A 17,662-nucleotide genomic window follows, 5' to 3' on the forward strand; every position below is an offset into this window, starting at 1 on the left:
TAGCTTAAATCCTTATTGCTGTGCCGAGGCCCATGCGTTGACTTCCTTCGTAATGTCATCGCCGCCGAGCGACTTCCAGTCGCTTGCGAATTTGTCGAACTCGGATATATCCGCTTTGCCCATAATAATTTTGGTGAACGTCTCCAATTCGAGCTTGTTCAGGCTGGCTTGACGTTTAGTCATCGTCTCCGTTGGTGCGCCGAGGTACGATTCGTGTACGAAGCTGTCGCCATATTGCGCCAGCACGCCTTCTGACTCCAGCAAATATTTGTAGTACGCCCAGCCGTTAGGCTCATTTTTTTTGTAGGCATTCCATTTCCATACGCCGTCGGGATGCGTCACAAGCGAGCCGTCATCCTTGGCAGCGGCTTCTTTGAATTGCCCGCCAATGACCATGTTTTTGCCGGGATCGTCGAAGAAATAAGGTTTGGCGTACTGGTGGATTTCCTTGCCTGCGTATTGCGGACTTCCTTGGATGTCCTTGTAGAACAGATCGTTGTATTGTCCACCCTCGATCCACATCTCCGCCCAGAGGTTCATCGATTTGATGAGCGCTTCAGGATGCTCCATATCCTTGCTTGCGACCATCCAGCTAAATACGTTGTTCGGGCGCTTCGGCATGAGGCTGCCGTCCGCCGACACCGGAATCGGGTAGGCGTTCCAGTCGGAATCCGGCGTATGGGACATCGTCGTCGATAGCGGATACAGCGGCTGCCAGAACGCTCCGAAGTAGATGCCGCCTTTGCCTGCTCCCACATCGTCCGCCGTCTTGCCCCAATCCTTGGCGCCGAACTCCTGATCGATGGCTTTGGCTGCGTAGAGATCTTGCAGCTTGGCGAGCGCTTCCTTCATCTCCGGCTGGATGCTGCCGTAGACGAGCTGGCCGCTGTCATCCTTGACCCAGGTTGCGCGATAAGCTTTGTAGGCAGAGGAGACGCCGTCGAAGGCCATGCCGAGAGCATTGTCGAGCGCGATGCCATACGTATCCGCCTTTCCATTGCCATCTGGATCGCGTTCCGAGAATGCTTTTGCCACCTCGTATAGTTCGTCGATCGTCTTCGGTGGTTGCAAGCCCAGCTTCTCCAGCCAATCCTTGCGGATGTACATGATCGCCACGTTCTCGTAATAGTCGTTCGGAACCGGCATGCCATAAATTTTTCCGTCCTTCTTGGCTGGGGCGAAGCCGGCGCCTCCGCCGTATTCCATTGATTTGCGCAGCAGCGGGGAGGCATAAGTTTCGTAGGCTTCTGTTAAATCCGCAACTTGATCCTGGTTGATCATGCGGCTGAGCTGGTTTAAGTCGACCTTGGAAATATCGGGAATGTTGTTGGTGTTAATAGCAAGATTCAGTTTCTCCAAGGACTGTGACGCATCCGATACCCATTCGTTTTTGAACTGAATTCCTAGTATTTCGAGATATTTTTTGGTCATGATATTGTCGTCGATACTCTCGCCTTCTGCGAACAGTACATTCGAGCCCGTTGTGCCGACGACGGATACTTCGATAGGCGGATCGTATTTGCCTAGCGGATCAATGTTTGCCGCCGGAGTGGAGGATTCGCTTGGTGTGTTGCTATCTACAGGAGCCGAAGTGCTGTTGCCGCCGTTCTCGTTGTTATTGCCGGATGAGCATGCGCTGGACAGGATGAGCGCGCTTGCAGCGAGTAAAGCCGCAAAGGAACGCGTACGTTTGTTGATCATTGTGAATCGCCTCCGTAAGTTAGGTATGTTCATAACGTTTGGTATGGTTAAAGTTTAATGACGCTAATGTCGTCGATGGCGATGTCTCCGCCTTTGAGTCCCCAGACAAGACGATAATCCTTGAAGCTGCCTGTGCGGACAACATAGGTTCGGGATTCTCCCTCCTGGCCGGAAGCCCCGTACCAGCGATGAACGAAGCTTGGAGTATTTCCCGATTTTTTCGACTCTGCCCCGAAGCGGAAGTAACCTCCTCCGCTTGGCGTAGCAAGCGGCTTCCACCTGAAGGTGACGAGATAGACAGAGTCCTTCTTCAGCTTGAGAACGTTCTTGCGGCTGTACAGGAAGTTTCGTTCGTCCGATACGGAGGAGATTGACCAATCGCCATGCAGACCTGCGGCACCGCTCAGGCTGCCGGCTGTCTGGCCCGTGCCGAGCTCGTATCGGGAGGCTGAGAGACCGCCGGACTCGAACGAATCATGGACCGCCTCCAACTCCTTCGTAATGACGATGTCATCAATCGAGATCGCGCCGCCGGAGCGAAGCCCCCAAATCAGATAGTAGTCCTGGAAGGTTTCGTCTGTCGTAAAGGTCACCGTCTTGGTTCGGGTCAGTCCCGAGTCGTCTCGCCATGTCGTGAAACCTTTGTCATGCGCGAAGCTGCCGCTGCCGGTGCGGGCAAGGAAATAATAGAAGCCGTTCGGACCAGGGGTAGCAGTTGCCTTGTATCGGAAGGAGACGGTGTACGCCGTACCGGGCTCCAGTGCGATCTTAGCCGTGTCGCTGTACAGAAATTCGGACCAGTCCTGCGTCGACGGGGCGCTGCCATAAGCCGAATAACTACCGTCTACAACTTTATCCGGTTGGTTCGTGACGACGCCGAGTCCCTGAAAGCCGCCAACATATTGGGAGGAAGCGAAGGAGCCCCCTTCGAATGCATCGCGGATGGAGTCATCCTGCGGCATGGTCACGCTGCCGCTCTCCACGTTCAGCTTGCCGAGCAAATATCGGTTCTCGGAGTCGCGTCCCTCGATGCCGAGGCGTATCGCCGGATTGCCTTGATCGTCAACCAATGCGACGCGGACGTCGTACTCGCCGGGAGCGATCGATGTCGGCAGCTCGAAGGATGAGAAGGTCTCGTATACTTCGCCCGCCACGAACCCCGTCATGTCGAAGTTCTCGTCCGTCGCACTCCAGACCGTATCGCCGCTGCTGTCCGTCAAATACAGCTTAAGCGGGTAATTCTTGTAGCTGCGGCCAACTCCAAGGTTGGACCAGAGCTGCCGAAGCTCAAACGCGCTGCCGGATTGGACGGCAGAAGGGAATTGCGCTTGGTTAATGACGAGCCGATAGCCCATTCGTTTGTTGCCCTCATCGATGAGATCGGGCCGCTCCGAGTAGAAGGAAGCTGCGCCGAAGTCGCCGTCGTGTCCCATCATGGTGATGTAATTGGGATGGAGCTGAAGCGCCTCCTCGAGGGCCGAATCCGGCGTGTAGCCCGAGCCATTGCCGACGTAGTAGCCGTATCCGCCGAAGAACTCCGCGATGAGTGGGAGACTGCGGTTGCTGCGGAAAAATGATTCCAACAGCTGTCGGTCATACTCGCGCAGCGCGCCGGCGGCCCCGTCTCTGCGGAACGTCAGGTTTGGTTTGGTCAAAGCGTGATCGAACGCGGACCAGCTCATATATTCCTCATAGGAAGCTGGATTGTTCACGGTCGGCGTCATTTCGCTTCGCCATTCGTAGGAGTTGGAAAGGGCGAGTATTTTGTCCCCGTTCCATGCTGCGTACCACTTGTCGATAATGGCTCGAAGCGTGGAGATTCGCTCCGCATAACTGTCGAAGTCGTGGCCGCTGTGCCACTCGCCCCAGGTGCCGTACCCTCTCAGGTCGACGATGTCGAGTCTGGGGTCATCTCTGTACCGGTCCGCGAACGCTTCGAGGAACGTCTCCAGCTTCTCCATGAAGACCGGGTTCGTATAATCCGGCAGCTTGAAGGTATAACCTTGATCGAACCGCTCTTGGTAAGGTACTCCGTATTGCTGGAACAGCCACTCCGGCACGCTCTTCGCGTATCCGTAGCCCGAGATCATCATGGCGTCCGTAGAGATACGGAAATGGATGCGCTTACCCAAATTCGCCCAATACTCGATTGAATCGTCGAGCAGCGACCAATCGTACACGCCTTCTGTTGGCTCCAGTTCTCCCCAATGGGTCAGAACAGCAACATTGTCGACCTCGGGGTAAGTGCCCGTGCGTCCGGCGTCTAAGTGGCCGGGTATCGCATTGTCGATGAGCACCCAGCCCATGCCAGGATTGTGCAGCACCTCATTCGTCTGTACGGGCGCGACGCTCACGAGCTCCGACTGTATGGCAGATGTACCAGATGCGGCGACCGTTCCGGTTGCAACGGTAGCGCCTCCTTGCGCCGCCAGCGTCGCGCAGAGCAGGAATGCGGCGGTTTTCCGTGCAGCTGTTTTTCGTAATCGATTGCCCAACTCAAACCCTCCTCTCTTTTGTGAAAACGAAAATGATGGCCGTAAGCCCTTACATGCTTACAGCCATCATTATAGGAGTGTTTGAGTGCACTATTTTAAGGTGTTCTGGTCTACTGGTTGAAGAGGACGAAAGGAGGCTAGCATCGGAGCGTTAAAACTTATCGCAGCGAATCCAGCTTCTTGTCCATCGCGTTAAGAATGTCGTCGACCGTTCCATGACCGGCTATCCAATCCTGGAAGCCGCGGCATAAGACATCCGCTACGCCGACAGGCCAAGCCTGGTTGCTAAAGTAAATGGAGTCGTGTTCCGTCATTAGCTTCGTATAGTCGTCGAACTCGGGGATGCCAAGGTCTTCTCCCTTATACATAGGGAATACGGCGTAGTTCTGTTTATAAAGCTCGTAAAGTGGAGAAGCCGGGTCGTACTGATAGGCGAGAATATCCAGTACTTCGGGCAAATGCCGTGTATTGGCGTTGATGACGGTACCGCCCGCGGGTCCGACAGACAGAAGCAGCGGTTCACCGGGCTCATTGCCCGGCAGCGGCATGAAACCGATCTCGAACGCCGCCGCGCCGCGATTGCCGGCGCTCTGGTCGTCCCCGCCTGGCTTGTCCGCATCCTTGCCGCTGGCCGTCAATCTCGCGTGGTCCCAGTTGCCGTTGAACATCATCGCGGCCTGTCCTTCTGAGAACAGTGCAGTCGCCTGCGCTGCGCCGACGTCCAGGGAGCCGGCGGCGATGTAACCTTTGTCGTACAGCAGCTTATATTTCGTCAGTGCTTCCCGCCAAGGGGAGTCGGCGAACGTACGGGTTCCCTCCAGAAGCTCCTTGTCGAAGTCGGGATACTCGGAGTAGACGAGGGAAGCTGCGAGCTGATAGAGACCGAATTGGATAAACCAGCGGTCCTTGTCCGGCATAACAATTGGCGTAATACCTGTGAGCTTAAGCTTCTCGCATAATGCGAGGAAGGACGGCCAATCCGCAGGGAAGGAGGTGATGCCTTGCTGCTCGAACAGCTCCTTGTTGTACCATGTCGCCATGATGCTCTGTCCCTTCGGCAGGCCGTACACTTTCCCATCGACCGTAAAGCCCTCAAGCGAATCCGATGTGAACCGATCCAGGATGTCCATGCCGGTCAAATCCTGCAAATAGCCGGCTGCGACTAGCTCCTCAAGCTGGCGTTTCGGCCACCATTCGAAGAAATCGGGCCCTTCCCCGGATGATAACTGGACAAGCAATGTTTTTGTATAGGGGTCCTCGGGCAGCATGTCGGATTTCAGCGCAATGCCGGGAAAGCGCTGCGCAATGGCATATGGAAATTGCCGCATGACATATTGATTGTTATCCTCATTATCATCGGCAACGCCCATATGCATATAACGAACGGACACTTGTGCGTCTGGGTGCGTCTCCGCTGATTGTTCTCCACTGCAGCCTGATAATAGAACAAACAACGTCAAGACGAACAAAGGGAGGGAACGATAGATAGGTATTGCGCTCACTCCATTCTCTTAATGTATGCTACAATTATACAAAAAAACGCTTTCACGGAGTAGATGCAATATGAGATTTGCATGGGGACTCAAGAATCGGCTTTTAGTCGCGTTACTGCTAATTTCGTTAATTCCGATCGTCGTTGTCGTCGTCGTTACCTCAAGAAACTATGCTTCTTTAGTAGAGCGCCAAGTACAAGAGGTATCGGCTAACGTACTAGAACGCTCCATGATCCGAATGTCCAACCAGCTGGAGGAAATCGGCCGCGTCTCGGAATATATTGCCTATCAGCAGACGGCCGGGGCCGACGACTCCTTGTCGTTTCTTAAGCGGTATCTCGTACCGGATTCCGTGAGTGAGTACGAGCGGCTTCGTAATGACCGGGATTTTCGTACGGCGACAGAGAGCTTGCTGCTAAGCCATGATTATATCGAGGGCTTGTACTTGTTTGCGGAGGACGACACTGTCTTCGCAAGCACTAAGGGCTCGGAGCTGCAGCTTGATTATGAACCTCGCGATTCGGAATGGTATAACCGTACATTGGAACGTCAAGGCGGGATCTACGTCAGCGATACGGGATATCAGAAGTTTCTGTTGTCCGATCAAATGTCGATTACTTTCTCGCGTGCCCTATATGATCCGAGGACGAAGGAACGGATCGGCGTACTTCTGATGAATTGCAGCGTGAAATTATTCGATGAGCTAAGAAACGGCGTACTGGATGACCAGCACATCGCTGTCCTAAGCCCGACTGGAGACAGGCTTTACGAAACCTATTCCAGCGAGGGCGCCCCCTTTGTTCCAAGGGAGGCGAGCGGCAGCAGCCTCGACAAAAGAGACAACAGACTTTATGTGTATGACACGTTTTCCTCTTATGACTGGCGCATGGTGATCTCCGTTTCGCTGGCTTCGGTGGCGAAGCAAGTGCAATCGACACGGACATTCGCGATCGGGTTCGGCGCATGCTGGGCTTTCGTTGCTATCGCGTTGTCTCTCTGGATTGCCAATACGTTCTCGAAGCCCGTCAGCCGGATCGCCGTCCTGATGAAGAACTACGACAAGGGATTGCAGCAGCAGACGAGTCTTGAGCGCTATACATCCCGTACGGACGAGATCGGCATATTGTACGGGCAATATGCGAATATGCTCAAGAAAATCGATACGCTGATCCACGAGCGCTATCATAGTCAGTTCATTGCCATGTCCGCCAAAATGAAGGCACTCGAAGCACAGATTAACTCGCATTTTCTATTCAACACCCTTGCGACGATCAATAGCATTGCAGAATTGGAAGATGTCGATAGTATCGCGGAGATGTCCAAGGCGCTCGGGGATATGTTTCGTTACAGCATTAAACTCAATCGCGACGAAGTAACCTTGCAAGAAGAATTAGAGCATGTTGGCAATTATATGCGAATCCAGTCATACCGTTACGGCAACAAGGTCGGTCTCGAGATCGACATCAGACCAGGCCTGGAGAATATGACGATGCTGAAGCTGCTTATGCAGCCCATCGTGGAGAATGCCTTATACCACGGTCTCGAGGCCAAGAAAGGGAAAGGGATCGTACGAATCTCAAGCGGGGAAGATCAGACTGGCTCCTGGCTCGAAGTTTCCGACGATGGCGCTGGCATCGAGGAGTCCAAGCTCGCTAGTCTGAGGGAGATGCTGGCCAGACCGCCCGCATTCGAGCAGTTGGGTGCTGAATCCGGCGACAGCAGATCAATCGGCATTTATAACGTCCATGCCCGTATCTCGCTTTATTATGGCGAACCTTACGGACTCGAGGTGTATAGCGCCGGAGAGGGCAAGGGTGCGACGATTCGCCTCCGTCTCCCCAATGTTAACGGTTAGACATTGGCTTGGCGAACTATGATCTTGATGTTGGGCTAGCTTGCTTCAGGAAGGGAGAACGAATACATGTATCGATATGTCGTGATCGACGACGAGTCGCTAATCCGCAGAGCCATCGTCAAAAAAATCGCGTCGCTCGGTCTGCCGCTCGCTTGGGTGGGCGAAGCAGAGGACGGAGAAGAAGGACTTGATCTGACGCTGCGGGAAAGCCCGGACATTGTGTTGACCGATATGCGTATGCCTGCAATGGATGGGATTTCCCTGCTCCACGCTTTGTCTGAACAGAAGCCGGATGCGGCATTGATCGTCATCAGCGGGTTTTCGGACTTTGAATATACGCGCGAAGCCATCGCGACCAACGTCATTGACTATATTCTAAAGCCATTCGATAACAAAGAATTACATGCCGCGCTGGAGAAGGCGATCAACTTCCATAGAGAGAAAGAAAATAAACGAAAGAGCGATCAGGAGCGGGAGTTGGAAATGGATCGCGAGCGATTGTCGGCGTGGTTATGCAGGGGCGGAGCAGACGAGCAACTACAATCGCTGACCAAGCAATACCGTTCTGCCACGATTAAGGGGCTGCTAGGTGCGAACTCTTTTGCCGTAGGTTTATTTACTCTGCCGGACAGTCATGCCAGATTGTTTCCGAACGTGGAAGATGCTGATCGGACGCTGTCTGGGTCGACGGGAGAGTACATCGTCCGATTACCTCATCCCGAGCGGACGGATACGGCATTAATCGTCATTGGAAGCCAAATGGAAGCGGAAAAGAAGGTTCGTACGATGCTGAGTCAAACGATCGAAGAGGTGCAACGGTCCGGTGGTGAGGCAGTAGGAGCGGCAAGCCGCTCATACGGTAAGCTGGAGGAGCTTCGTATGGCATATCGAGAGGCTTGGAGCCTGTTAGACCATCGACCGTTCGGTCAGTGGACGGGACTTCTCCAGGAAAGCGGAGCTGTCTATAAGAAAATGGATGGGTGCTGGCCTTGCCGCGACGATCTCTTATATGAGATTGAAGTTGGACATGTCCAGCAAGCCCTCTATATGACAGGAGAGCTGTTCAAATATATTCGTAGTTTAGATGGAGCAACGCTTGCCCAAGCGAAGCAGTATTGCGTCCAACTTGCGCACGATATCGCAAAAGTCGACAATCAAGAGAGAGAAGATGAGATGAATGACGATGATCTCGGCCTCATTACATCTATGCGACAAGCAATGGATCCGATGGAGCTAGAACATCAGTTTACCGAGTTGGTTAGAACGATATCCGAGCGTGTGCTTGCTTTATTGCCTACAGCCGCGGGGCAGATCGGACAAGTCAAACATTATATTGATTTACGTTATTCACAGCCGATTCGGCTGGAGGAGGTTGCGGAACGCTTTTACCTGCATCCTGTGTATCTCAGTATGGTGTTCAAAGAGAGTATGGGGGAGACATTTCAGGATTACTTGAAACGACTGCGCATGGAGCGGGCGAAGCAATTGCTGTCGTCTACTAAATATAGGATTGATCGAATTGCGGGCATGATCGGCTACGATAACGCCAAATACTTCTACAAAGTGTTTAAGAAGGAGATCGGACTCACGCCGGCAGAGTATCGAAAGAGTCAAGGGACAATCGAATAAAACGTAATCGATTTGTCGAAAAGCATAAAGGGAAATTGCGTCCACTGGTGCTTAAGGAAGTAGAGAAATTCCGAAATTGCGAAAGATCGAGAATGGATTCAAGCTGCTGGTGTGCCAGGGATGCCACGACCTGCGGCTTGTTCTGTATCGCTGCAAAGAGAGATTCTGTAAGACGTGCTCCGCATGTGCATATATTGGTGACGATGGACGGAATGAAAAAGAATGGGGAAGGTTTCTATGTGTATGCGCCAAAGCAGAAGGGGAATGTGAAGGAACAGCTGAAATATATAGGACGTTACATCCGCCGACCGGCGATAGCAGTCAGTCGAATCGAAAGCTATGATGGAGAAACGGTCACGTTTCGATACGTGGATAAGACAGATGGAAAAGAGAAGTACGAGACGATCCCGGTAGAGGAATTTATTGGGAGACTGATGGCGCGCCGTCTCTTGGATCGTCTCGGGACGATTCAGATCCGAAGGCGTCCCTGTCACGCTCCTCCCCGTACAATAGACCGTCGCGCCTGCCGCGCCTAGTCCCACCGCGATTCCTCTGCCAGCGCCCCTGGTCGGGCCCGCGACAACCGCTATTTTCCCTTGCAAAGGCAGCTTGTTCATATTCATTTCACCCTCCTGGTCCTGTAGTAGTTGTACTTCCTCTATAATAAGTCGCATAATATGACAACCTCTGTCATGATTAACGAGATATAATGTTAGTGATAAGCGCATATTACAATCAGGGAGGGCCACTATGCGGGCAAGCCGATTGGTAACGATCCTGCTGTTGCTTCAAAATAGAGGAAAAATGACAGCACGCGAGCTGTCCGAGCAAGTCGAGGTGTCCGAACGGACGATTCTTCGCGATATGGAGGAGCTCAGCGCCTCTGGCGTTCCGGTCTACGCCGAACGGGGCAAGGAGGGAGGCTGGCTGCTCACGGAAGGTTATCGAACAAGCCTTACCGGCATCCATGCCGACGAGCTTGCGGCGCTGCTCTTCGCGAGCCGTACCGATCTGCTGAGCGATCTCGGCCATGAGCGGCAGCTGCAGGCGGCGATGCAAAAACTGCTTGCTGCCGCAACGGACTCGGCACGAAGCGGGGCGGAGGCCGCCAGGCGCAAGCTGCATATTGACGGTGCCGGCTGGCATCCCAATCGGCAGCAGCGCGAGCCCGCGCCATGTCTGGCCGCCGCCCAGGAGGCGGTCTGGGCGGAGCGGCAACTTCGTATCGCCTACATGCGCGATGGAGCGCAGAAAAGCCGGATCGTCACTCCGCTCGGACTTGTCGCCAAACGGGATGTCTGGTACCTCATCGCGGGGACGGAGGGGGACGGGATTCGCACCTTCCGCGTCTCCAGGCTTCTGGAGGCGGAGGTGCTTGCCGACTGCTTCAAGCCGCCGGCAGAGTTCGACCTTGCTGCTTACTGGGAGACATCGCTGGAGCAGTTCCGCGAGCGTCTGCCCAGGTATCCCGCCAAGCTCGGCATAACCGAGGCGGCGCTGGTCAGACTGAAGACCGAACGGTTTGTAAAGGTGATAAGCGTCTCGGGAGCGGAATTTGTGGCGAACGAGAGAAGCAATGTTGAGCACAAGGCCGCATGGCTCGTCGCGGAGGTGGAATTCGAGACGCCGGAATCGGCGTGCGGGATCGTATTGAGTTACGGAGGACGCATGCAAGTGTTGGAGCCGCCGGAGCTGCTGCGCCGCGTGCAGGATGAAATCCGTTCGGCATCAATGTTATACTTATAGAAGTCTGCCGGATGTTCTTCTGGCAGCTTGAGAAGGTCTGGAGAACATCCGGCGACTACCCTATTATTTGAGGAGATGCAAATACATATGACAACGAATCTTCAAGCGAATTTCGAGAAATATGCCGAACTGATCGTACGTACAGGCGTTAATATTCAGCCTGGACAAGAGGTGTTTATGGCGGGAGCTTCGATCGAGATGGCGGAGCTCGTACGGGCCATTGCGACCAAGGCTTACGAGGCCGGCGCTTCCAACGTTCACGTCGATTGGGTGGACGACTACCTCTCCCGTCTCAAATACGAGAAGGCCGATGAAGCCATCTTCGGCAGCTTCCCTTCATTTGAGACGATGAAACGCAACCATTTCGTCGAGCGGGGTGCGGTCTTTATTTCGTTGACGACTTCCAGCCCGGATCTGCTTAAGGGGATTCCATCGAGCCGCATCTCGGCTTTCCAGAAAGCTTCCGGCGAAGGGTTGAAGGAGTTCCGCAGAGCGATTCAGTCCGACAAGGTCAGCTGGACTGTCGTAGCCGGCGCGGGTAAAGAGTGGGCGAAGAAGGTGTTCCCGGACGTTTCCGAAGAAGTGGCGGTCGACATGCTTTGGAACGCCATCTTCGATTCGGTGCGCCTGCATGACGCCGATCCCGTATCCGCTTGGGTGAAACATAACGAAACGCTGCACGAGAAAGCCGAAGTGTTGAATGCGAACAAGTTCCGCAAGTTGCATTATCGCGCTCCAGGCACGGATCTGACGGTAGAACTGCATGAGAAGCATATCTGGGTCGCGGCAGGCAGCACGAATCAGAAAGGTTTCTCCTTCATGGCGAACATGCCGACGGAAGAAGTGTTTACCGTGCCGCTTAAGACGGGCACGAACGGTTATGTATCCAGCACGAAACCATTGAGCTACGGCGGGAATATCATCGATAAGTTCAAGATTACGTTCGAGAACGGACGTATCGTGAAGGCCGAAGCCGAGGAGGGCGAAGAGATTCTCCGGAAGCTGGTCGACATCGACGAAGGCAGCCACTACCTGGGCGAAGTTGCGCTTGTGCCGCATCACTCCCCGATCTCCGAGTCCGGCATTTTGTTCTACAACACGTTGTTCGACGAGAACGCTTCGAACCATCTCGCCATCGGCAGCGGTTATGCCTTCAATGTCGAGGGCGGCAAAACGATGTCGGCCGAGGAGCTTGAAGCGCATGGCGTCAATGCCAGCATTACGCATAACGACTTCATGATCGGTTCGGCGGAGATGGATATCGACGGCATCAAGGATGACGGAACCATCGTACCGGTATTTCGCGCCGGCAACTGGGCGATCTAGCTCGCTGCAGAGAAAGCCTCTACCCACTGCCGCAAAGGCAGTCGGAGAGAGGCTTTCTGTCCGTTATAACCATTCATTTCCTAATCATCCAACTCCCTATATGACATTCGTCATATCGTATTCTTGACGTTTATGACTGCCGTCCATGATGCCGTTATTGCTACAATGGCAATAACAAAGTTAAGGCGCGGAAAGCGGCCCTCATGAGATGGCATGCGGCGCCTGTCCAAGGAGGAAGCCGCGATGTCGGAATTGAAGCAATCACAGCTTAAGAAAAGCGTTGCACCTTTCGAAAGAAACGACCTTAAAGTCAGTATCAGGCAGCTTGCCAATACGCTGCTCCCCTTAATCGTCCTATGGGCTGCAGCCTACTGGAGCTTATCGGTCTCCTATCTGCTGACGCTTGGCATCGGCGTGCTCGCATCGGCATTCGTCGTGAGGACATTTATCATCTTCCACGACTGCTGTCACGGCTCGTTCTTCTCGAACAAGCGCGCGAATGACATTCTCGGCATCATTACGGGCGTCATTACGCTGGTACCGTACCAGCAATGGAAGAATTCCCACGCCATTCACCATGCAACGAGCAGTAATCTGGACAAACGAGGCGTCGGCGATCTCTGGATTCTGACGGTGGAAGAATTCGCGGCTTTGACGCCGCTTCGCAAGCTGGCTTACCGGGCATACCGCAATCCGCTCGTCATGTTCGGCCTGGGTCCCATCTTCGTGTTCGTGCTGCAATACCGATTCAACCGCAATGGAGCGCGCCGCAAGGAGCGCCTTAACACCTACTTGATGAACGCGCTGATCGTTGCCGTCTACGCTCTGCTTGGCTGGGCGCTCGGCTGGCAGCAATTCCTGATGGTGCAATTCCCGATCTTCTATTTGTCCGGCGTGCTTGGCATTTGGTTGTTTTACGTCCAGCATCAATTCGAGGACTCCTACTTCGAGAAGAATGACGAATGGAGTTACGTTATGGCGGCGGTCGAAGGAAGCTCGTATTACAAGCTGCCGAAGCTGCTGCAATGGCTGACGGGCAACATCGGCTTTCACCATGTGCATCACTTGAGCCCGAAGGTGCCTAACTATTATCTGGAGGATGCCCATGATGCGACCCCTCCGCTCCAGAAGGCCACTACAATTACGATTATGCAAAGCTTCGAGTCGCTCAGGTTCCGGCTGTGGGATGAGCGGGACAAGAAATTCGTCAGCTTCCGCGACGTCAAGGACCGGATCAGCAATCGCCGCGAGCGTTTGGTAGGGGCTCGCAGACATAAGCGGGCAGGGTAAGGTCAAGGACTGACCTGGCTCTGGGAGAATGGGCGGCTGCGCAGCTCGTTGCGCAGCCGACCTATCAGGGATAAAATAAAGGAAAGACATGCAGAAGGAAGGTCGGCCCGTGAACAAGTGGCATCAAATATTCAGTCGCAGTACCGGACTTAGCGCCTACGTATGGGTTGTCTTCTGCATTCTGCCGTTCTATTTCATTTTCAGATCGTCGTCAACGCCCGAGGTGGTATCCGGCATTGTGATGATCCTTTTATTTTTTGTGTGTTATCGTCAGTCCTTCGTCTCCAAGGGATGGCTCGTCTACTTCTGGACAAGTATTCAGATTCTCATCTCCATTGCGATGACGCTGCTCTTCAGCTACGTGTACTTCTCGATCTTCCTAGCCTTCTTCATCGGCAATATTAAGAACAAAGCGGGCTTTTACACCTTGTACGCGATTCATCTCATCAGTACGTTCATCACGGTCAACTATGGCCTTGTTACGCAGAACAAGCTGTTCTTCACGCAATTCCCGTTTATTCTGATCTGTCTGATCGTCGTCATCCTGCTTCCATTCAATACGTACAGCCAGAAGAAGCAAGGGCAATTGGAGGGTCAGCTCGAGGATGCGAACAAACGGATCGGCGAGCTCGTTAAGCTGGAGGAGCGGCAGCGGATCTCGCGGGATCTGCATGATACGCTGGGACAGAAGCTGTCGTTGATCGGGCTTAAGAGCGATCTTGCCGGCAAGCTTGTCTTTCAGGATCCAGAGCGGGCACAGGCGGAGATGCTCGAGGTGCAGCAAACGGCCCGGACCGCGCTCAAGGAAGTCCGCGAGATGGTCACGCAGATGCGAGGAACGCGTCTCGACGAAGAGATGCACCGCGTCGGTCAAATATTGACCGCGGCCAGCATTGAGCTTACCCTTGCGGGGGACCCGAAGCTGGCGAACACGACGTTGCTTGCGGAGAACGTGCTCAGCATGTGTCTCAAGGAAGCGGTAACGAACGTTGTGAAGCATAGCGGGGCGTCGAAATGCAACATTTCGATTCTCTCGGACGAAAACAACGTAGCCGTATCCGTCTGGGATGACGGCATCGGCATGACGTTGAAGCCCGGCTATTACCGGGGCAACGGATTAAGAGGAATGAAGGAGCGGCTCGAGTTTGTAAACGGCAGTCTGGAGCTCGCCTCGGACAAGGGAACGATGGTTACGTTCCGCGTGCCACATGCCGTGAAGCAACCGATAAAGGGGCTGGAAGCATGATTAAGATCGTAATAGCGGAGGATCAGAGAATGCTTCTGGGCGCTCTGGCCTCCTTGCTTGATTTGGAGGAAGACATGACCGTCGTCGGCCGCGCCGGCAATGGCGAGGAAGCTATCCAGCTTGTGCATGAGCATAAGCCGGATATATGCATCATGGATATCGAGATGCCTTCCAAGAGCGGTCTGGAAGCGGCAGAAGAGCTTAGGGGACGCTGCAAGGTCATTATACTGACCACGTTCGCCCGCTCCGGTTACTTCGAGAGGGCGCTTAAGGCAGGCGTCAGCGCCTACCTGCTCAAGGACAGTCCCAGCGAGGAACTGGCCAGCTCGATCCGCAACGTCATGGCCGGACAGCGTATTTACGCTTCGGAGCTTATGGATGAAGCCTACGGCGGCTCGGGCTTCGACAATCCGTTGACGGAGCGGGAGAGGGAAGTGCTGGGTCTTGTCGCGGACGGCAAAAATACGAAGGAGATTGCCACGGAGCTGTTTTTGACGACGGGGACGGTGCGCAACTATATTTCCGTCATTCTCGATAAGCTTGGCGTCAGCAATCGGATCGAGGCAATTACGCGGTTCAAGGAGAAAGGCTGGTTTAAGTGACCGGTCTTTTTTTTTGTAAAAATTTATCTTTCTCATTTTTCTTGCAACTATTTTATCCTATAATTCGTATTACTTATGGTACATATTGGTACACTTGATAGGTGATATGCAGGGGAGTGGGAGGAAAAAGATGAATAATTGGTTGAAGAAGGCAGCGCCGGTGGCGCTTGCCGGAACATTGCTGGCGGGCTGCAGCTTCGGAAGCGGCAGCAAGGAAAACAACGCAGAGCAGACGGTAAGAGTGATGTATTACGACGAAAGCGGATTTTTTCAAAACTACGGCATGCTGTACAGCGCGCTGAACCCCAACGTGAACTTCGAGGTTGTGTCGACGCAAAGTCTCTATCGCTCGGGACCTTCGGAGGATGGCGAGGAATTCGACTATGAAAAGGCGCTCCAGAAGCTGATCGACGAAGAGAAGCCCGATGTGCTGATGATCGATCAGGGCCAATACAAGAAGTTGGCCGAAGAGGGCAAGCTGCTTGATATCGAGGCTTATATGGCGAAGGACAAGTTCGACACGGAAGGTATCGTGCCAGGCATGCTTGATTACATGAAGGAGCTAGGCGGCGGACAACTGTACGGCTTCCCGTCGAGCTTTAGCAGCCAGGTGCTTTATTACAACAAGGGCTTGTTCGACAAATACAACATCGCTTATCCGACTGACCAGATGACTTGGCAGGATGCCATTCAGCTCGCCAGACAATTCCCGATCGAAGGGGAGGCGGAGGATCGTGTCTACGGCCTTAAGATCGGCTACAGCGGGGACCTTAACGAGATGTCCTCCATGCTCGCTTCGGCCGAAAATCTCAAGTACGTGGATACGAAGAGCAAAAAGATGACGATTGATTCGGACGGATGGCGGAATGTCGTACAGACGTCGCTGGACGCGCTGAATTCCAAGGCGTTGTATTTTGAAAACATGAATCAAGGCATGATGGGCGGCTCCAGCAGCTACGAAGACTATTTGATGCGTAATCCATTCCTGTCGGGACGTCTGGCCATGACGGTGGACAGCACTTATCTCATGCAGCAGATTAAAGAAGCAAAAAATTATATTAAGGACGAGGGCGCCGTTATTAGTGACTGGGATATGGTCACTATGCCGGTAAGCGCACAATACCCGGATCAGAGCGCCAACACTTGGTACAGCGACATCTTCGCGATCGCGAAGGACTCCCCTAACGCGGAGGCGGCGTGGGACTTCATCTCCTACATCTCCAGTGACGATTATTCGCGAGTGAAGGCCAAAGTAACCAATATGGGAGGCTTCCCTATTCGCACGGCGTATATCAAAGATGAGGAAGGCCGCAACTTTGCAGCTTTTTATAAGCTCAAGCCTACCCAGTCGATGCAGGATTATCGTGATTTCGAAAGTTTGAATCCGCAGTTCAACATGATGTTCTACAGCCACATGCAGGAGGAATTCAAGGCTGTACAGGACGGCACGAAGAGTATCGACGAAGCGCTCAAGACGCTTCAGGTCAAAGGCGACGAACTGCTTAGCCAGGAGCCGATGACGGAAGAAGAGATGAACAAAGAGATGGAGAAGCGGATGGCAGAGGAGCAGAAAAGAATGATGGAGGCAGCAGGCGAGGGCACCTCGGAAGCCCTCGTGGAATAAGCAAACTCTGTTATGCTCAAGTTACAAAACAAAGAAAGCGGCGGCCCGTGGGGGTTGCCGCTTTCTTTGTTCAATTATAGGAATTAATAAAATTTCAGGGTGGAGCGCGAGATCAGTCGTTGTCGCTACGGCGTACGTGCGCGATAGCGACAAACGAGGGACGGAACTCAGAGCCCTTATTTCATCGAATGGAGGAGTAAAGGCAGGGCTAACGGAACCAAGAGACTTTATTGATTGATGATAAGGGGGATGGAGCGCGATTGGTTTGGAATAAGAACGCTCAGTTCCGTAAGAGTATCCAAAACCGTTGATTTGGCGAAAATAACGTCGCTCAGTTCCGCATACACTTGGTTAGTTTGGTCAACATGGCCGTTTTGTTCACTCTTTATTGCATAGGTTTTGCAAAGCTTAAGGTCGCTCATCTCCAAGAGGCACACCGTATATCGCATCGGAAAATAGAGGGAAAATCCCCCTTTAATCTGGGAAAATCAGAATATCGGCTCCGCTTAGAGGGAACCTCCCTTTAATCGGGGCGGCTCGCCCCGAAAATAGTGATTCGGCCAGAATTAGAGGTAGGCTCTAGCACAAAAAGGACCGTCAGTTAGATCATCCTAACGTTTTTTTTTAACAGGCGGTTTTCTTAACTTGCGTCAAG

The 17,662-nt window shown here is 53.3% G+C and carries 11 protein-coding genes and 2 pseudogenes; 9 read left to right on the forward strand and 4 right to left on the reverse strand.

Annotated features, from left to right (window positions below; all coding sequences use genetic code 11):
- Positions 1-12: 12 nt before the first annotated feature.
- From KJW29_RS33830 to KJW29_RS33840, 3 genes are all read right to left on the reverse strand, one after another.
- Positions 13-1,701, reverse strand: a complete 1,689-nt coding sequence (locus KJW29_RS33830) for an extracellular solute-binding protein (protein WP_214627925.1) — start codon at positions 1,699-1,701, stop codon at positions 13-15.
- A gap of 47 nt (positions 1,702-1,748) precedes the next feature.
- The gene (locus KJW29_RS33835; RefSeq protein ID WP_214627926.1) at positions 1,749-4,196 is read right to left on the reverse strand and encodes a DUF4832 domain-containing protein; all 2,448 of its coding nucleotides are present in this window, start codon (positions 4,194-4,196) and stop codon (positions 1,749-1,751) included.
- Positions 4,197-4,354: 158 nt separating this feature from the next.
- The gene (locus KJW29_RS33840; RefSeq protein WP_214627927.1) at positions 4,355-5,698 is read right to left on the reverse strand and encodes an ABC transporter substrate-binding protein; all 1,344 of its coding nucleotides are present in this window, start codon (positions 5,696-5,698) and stop codon (positions 4,355-4,357) included.
- Between the two features lie 61 nt (positions 5,699-5,759).
- Between KJW29_RS33840 and KJW29_RS33845 the strand changes: the two genes are divergently transcribed.
- The 3 genes and pseudogenes from KJW29_RS33845 to KJW29_RS36995 form a co-directional block, all read left to right on the forward strand.
- Positions 5,760-7,544 carry a cache domain-containing sensor histidine kinase gene (locus KJW29_RS33845; RefSeq protein ID WP_214627928.1) on the forward strand — a complete coding sequence of 595 codons (1,785 nt, stop codon included), beginning with the start codon at positions 5,760-5,762 and terminating at the stop codon, positions 7,542-7,544.
- 66 nt (positions 7,545-7,610) lie between these two features.
- Positions 7,611-9,173: a response regulator transcription factor gene (locus KJW29_RS33850; RefSeq protein ID WP_214627929.1), complete on the forward strand. Its 1,563-nt coding sequence runs from the start codon at positions 7,611-7,613 to the stop codon at positions 9,171-9,173.
- A pseudogene (locus KJW29_RS36995) lies at positions 9,170-9,610 on the forward strand (transposase); the annotation flags it as partial. The gene KJW29_RS33850 and the pseudogene KJW29_RS36995, both read left to right, overlap by 4 nt.
- Positions 9,611-9,613: 3 nt before the next feature.
- On the opposite strand, the pseudogene KJW29_RS33860 reads toward KJW29_RS36995, so the two are convergent.
- Positions 9,614-9,796 (reverse strand): annotated as a pseudogene (locus tag KJW29_RS33860) (short-chain dehydrogenase); the annotation flags it as partial.
- A 127-nt stretch (positions 9,797-9,923) separates the two neighbouring features.
- On the opposite strand from KJW29_RS33860, the gene KJW29_RS33865 reads away from it, so the two are divergent.
- The 6 genes from KJW29_RS33865 (at position 9,924) to KJW29_RS33890 (ending at position 17,007) form a co-directional block, all read left to right on the forward strand.
- Positions 9,924-10,919: a helix-turn-helix transcriptional regulator gene (locus tag KJW29_RS33865; RefSeq protein WP_214627930.1), complete on the forward strand. Its 996-nt coding sequence runs from the start codon at positions 9,924-9,926 to the stop codon at positions 10,917-10,919.
- 87 nt (positions 10,920-11,006) lie between these two features.
- Positions 11,007-12,245, forward strand: a complete 1,239-nt coding sequence (locus KJW29_RS33870) for an aminopeptidase (protein WP_214627931.1) — start codon at positions 11,007-11,009, stop codon at positions 12,243-12,245.
- A 243-nt stretch (positions 12,246-12,488) separates the two neighbouring features.
- On the forward strand, positions 12,489-13,535 hold the full coding sequence (desA, locus tag KJW29_RS33875; RefSeq protein ID WP_214627932.1) for a Delta(5) desaturase DesA: 1,047 nt from the start codon (positions 12,489-12,491) through the stop codon (positions 13,533-13,535).
- Between the two features lie 109 nt (positions 13,536-13,644).
- Positions 13,645-14,781, forward strand: a complete 1,137-nt coding sequence (locus KJW29_RS33880; RefSeq protein ID WP_281426304.1) for a histidine kinase — start codon at positions 13,645-13,647, stop codon at positions 14,779-14,781.
- Positions 14,778-15,383, forward strand: a complete 606-nt coding sequence (locus tag KJW29_RS33885) for a response regulator transcription factor (protein WP_214627934.1) — start codon at positions 14,778-14,780, stop codon at positions 15,381-15,383. The genes KJW29_RS33880 and KJW29_RS33885 overlap by 4 nt, the downstream gene beginning before the upstream one ends.
- A 130-nt stretch (positions 15,384-15,513) precedes the next feature.
- Positions 15,514-17,007: an ABC transporter substrate-binding protein gene (locus KJW29_RS33890; protein ID WP_214627935.1), complete on the forward strand. Its 1,494-nt coding sequence runs from the start codon at positions 15,514-15,516 to the stop codon at positions 17,005-17,007.
- Positions 17,008-17,662: the final 655 nt, after the last annotated feature.

The organism is Paenibacillus agaridevorans (genome assembly GCF_018604145.1).
GTDB classification, from domain to species: Bacteria; Bacillota; Bacilli; order Paenibacillales; family Paenibacillaceae; genus Pristimantibacillus; species Pristimantibacillus agaridevorans.

Excerpts from the sequence above, each read along its gene's own strand:
- KJW29_RS33830 (WP_214627925.1), bottom strand. The coding sequence starts at position 1,701 with ATGATCAACAAACGTACGCGTTCCTTTGCGGCTTTACTCGCTGCAAGC.
- KJW29_RS33845 (WP_214627928.1), top strand. The coding sequence starts at position 5,760 with ATGAGATTTGCATGGGGACTCAAGAATCGGCTTTTAGTCGCGTTACTG.
- KJW29_RS33850 (WP_214627929.1), top strand. The coding sequence starts at position 7,611 with ATGTATCGATATGTCGTGATCGACGACGAGTCGCTAATCCGCAGAGCC.
- KJW29_RS33865 (WP_214627930.1), top strand. The coding sequence starts at position 9,924 with ATGCGGGCAAGCCGATTGGTAACGATCCTGCTGTTGCTTCAAAATAGA.
- KJW29_RS33870 (WP_214627931.1), top strand. The coding sequence starts at position 11,007 with ATGACAACGAATCTTCAAGCGAATTTCGAGAAATATGCCGAACTGATC.
- desA (WP_214627932.1), top strand. The coding sequence starts at position 12,489 with ATGTCGGAATTGAAGCAATCACAGCTTAAGAAAAGCGTTGCACCTTTC.
- KJW29_RS33885 (WP_214627934.1), top strand. The coding sequence starts at position 14,778 with ATGATTAAGATCGTAATAGCGGAGGATCAGAGAATGCTTCTGGGCGCT.
- KJW29_RS33890 (WP_214627935.1), top strand. The coding sequence starts at position 15,514 with ATGAATAATTGGTTGAAGAAGGCAGCGCCGGTGGCGCTTGCCGGAACA.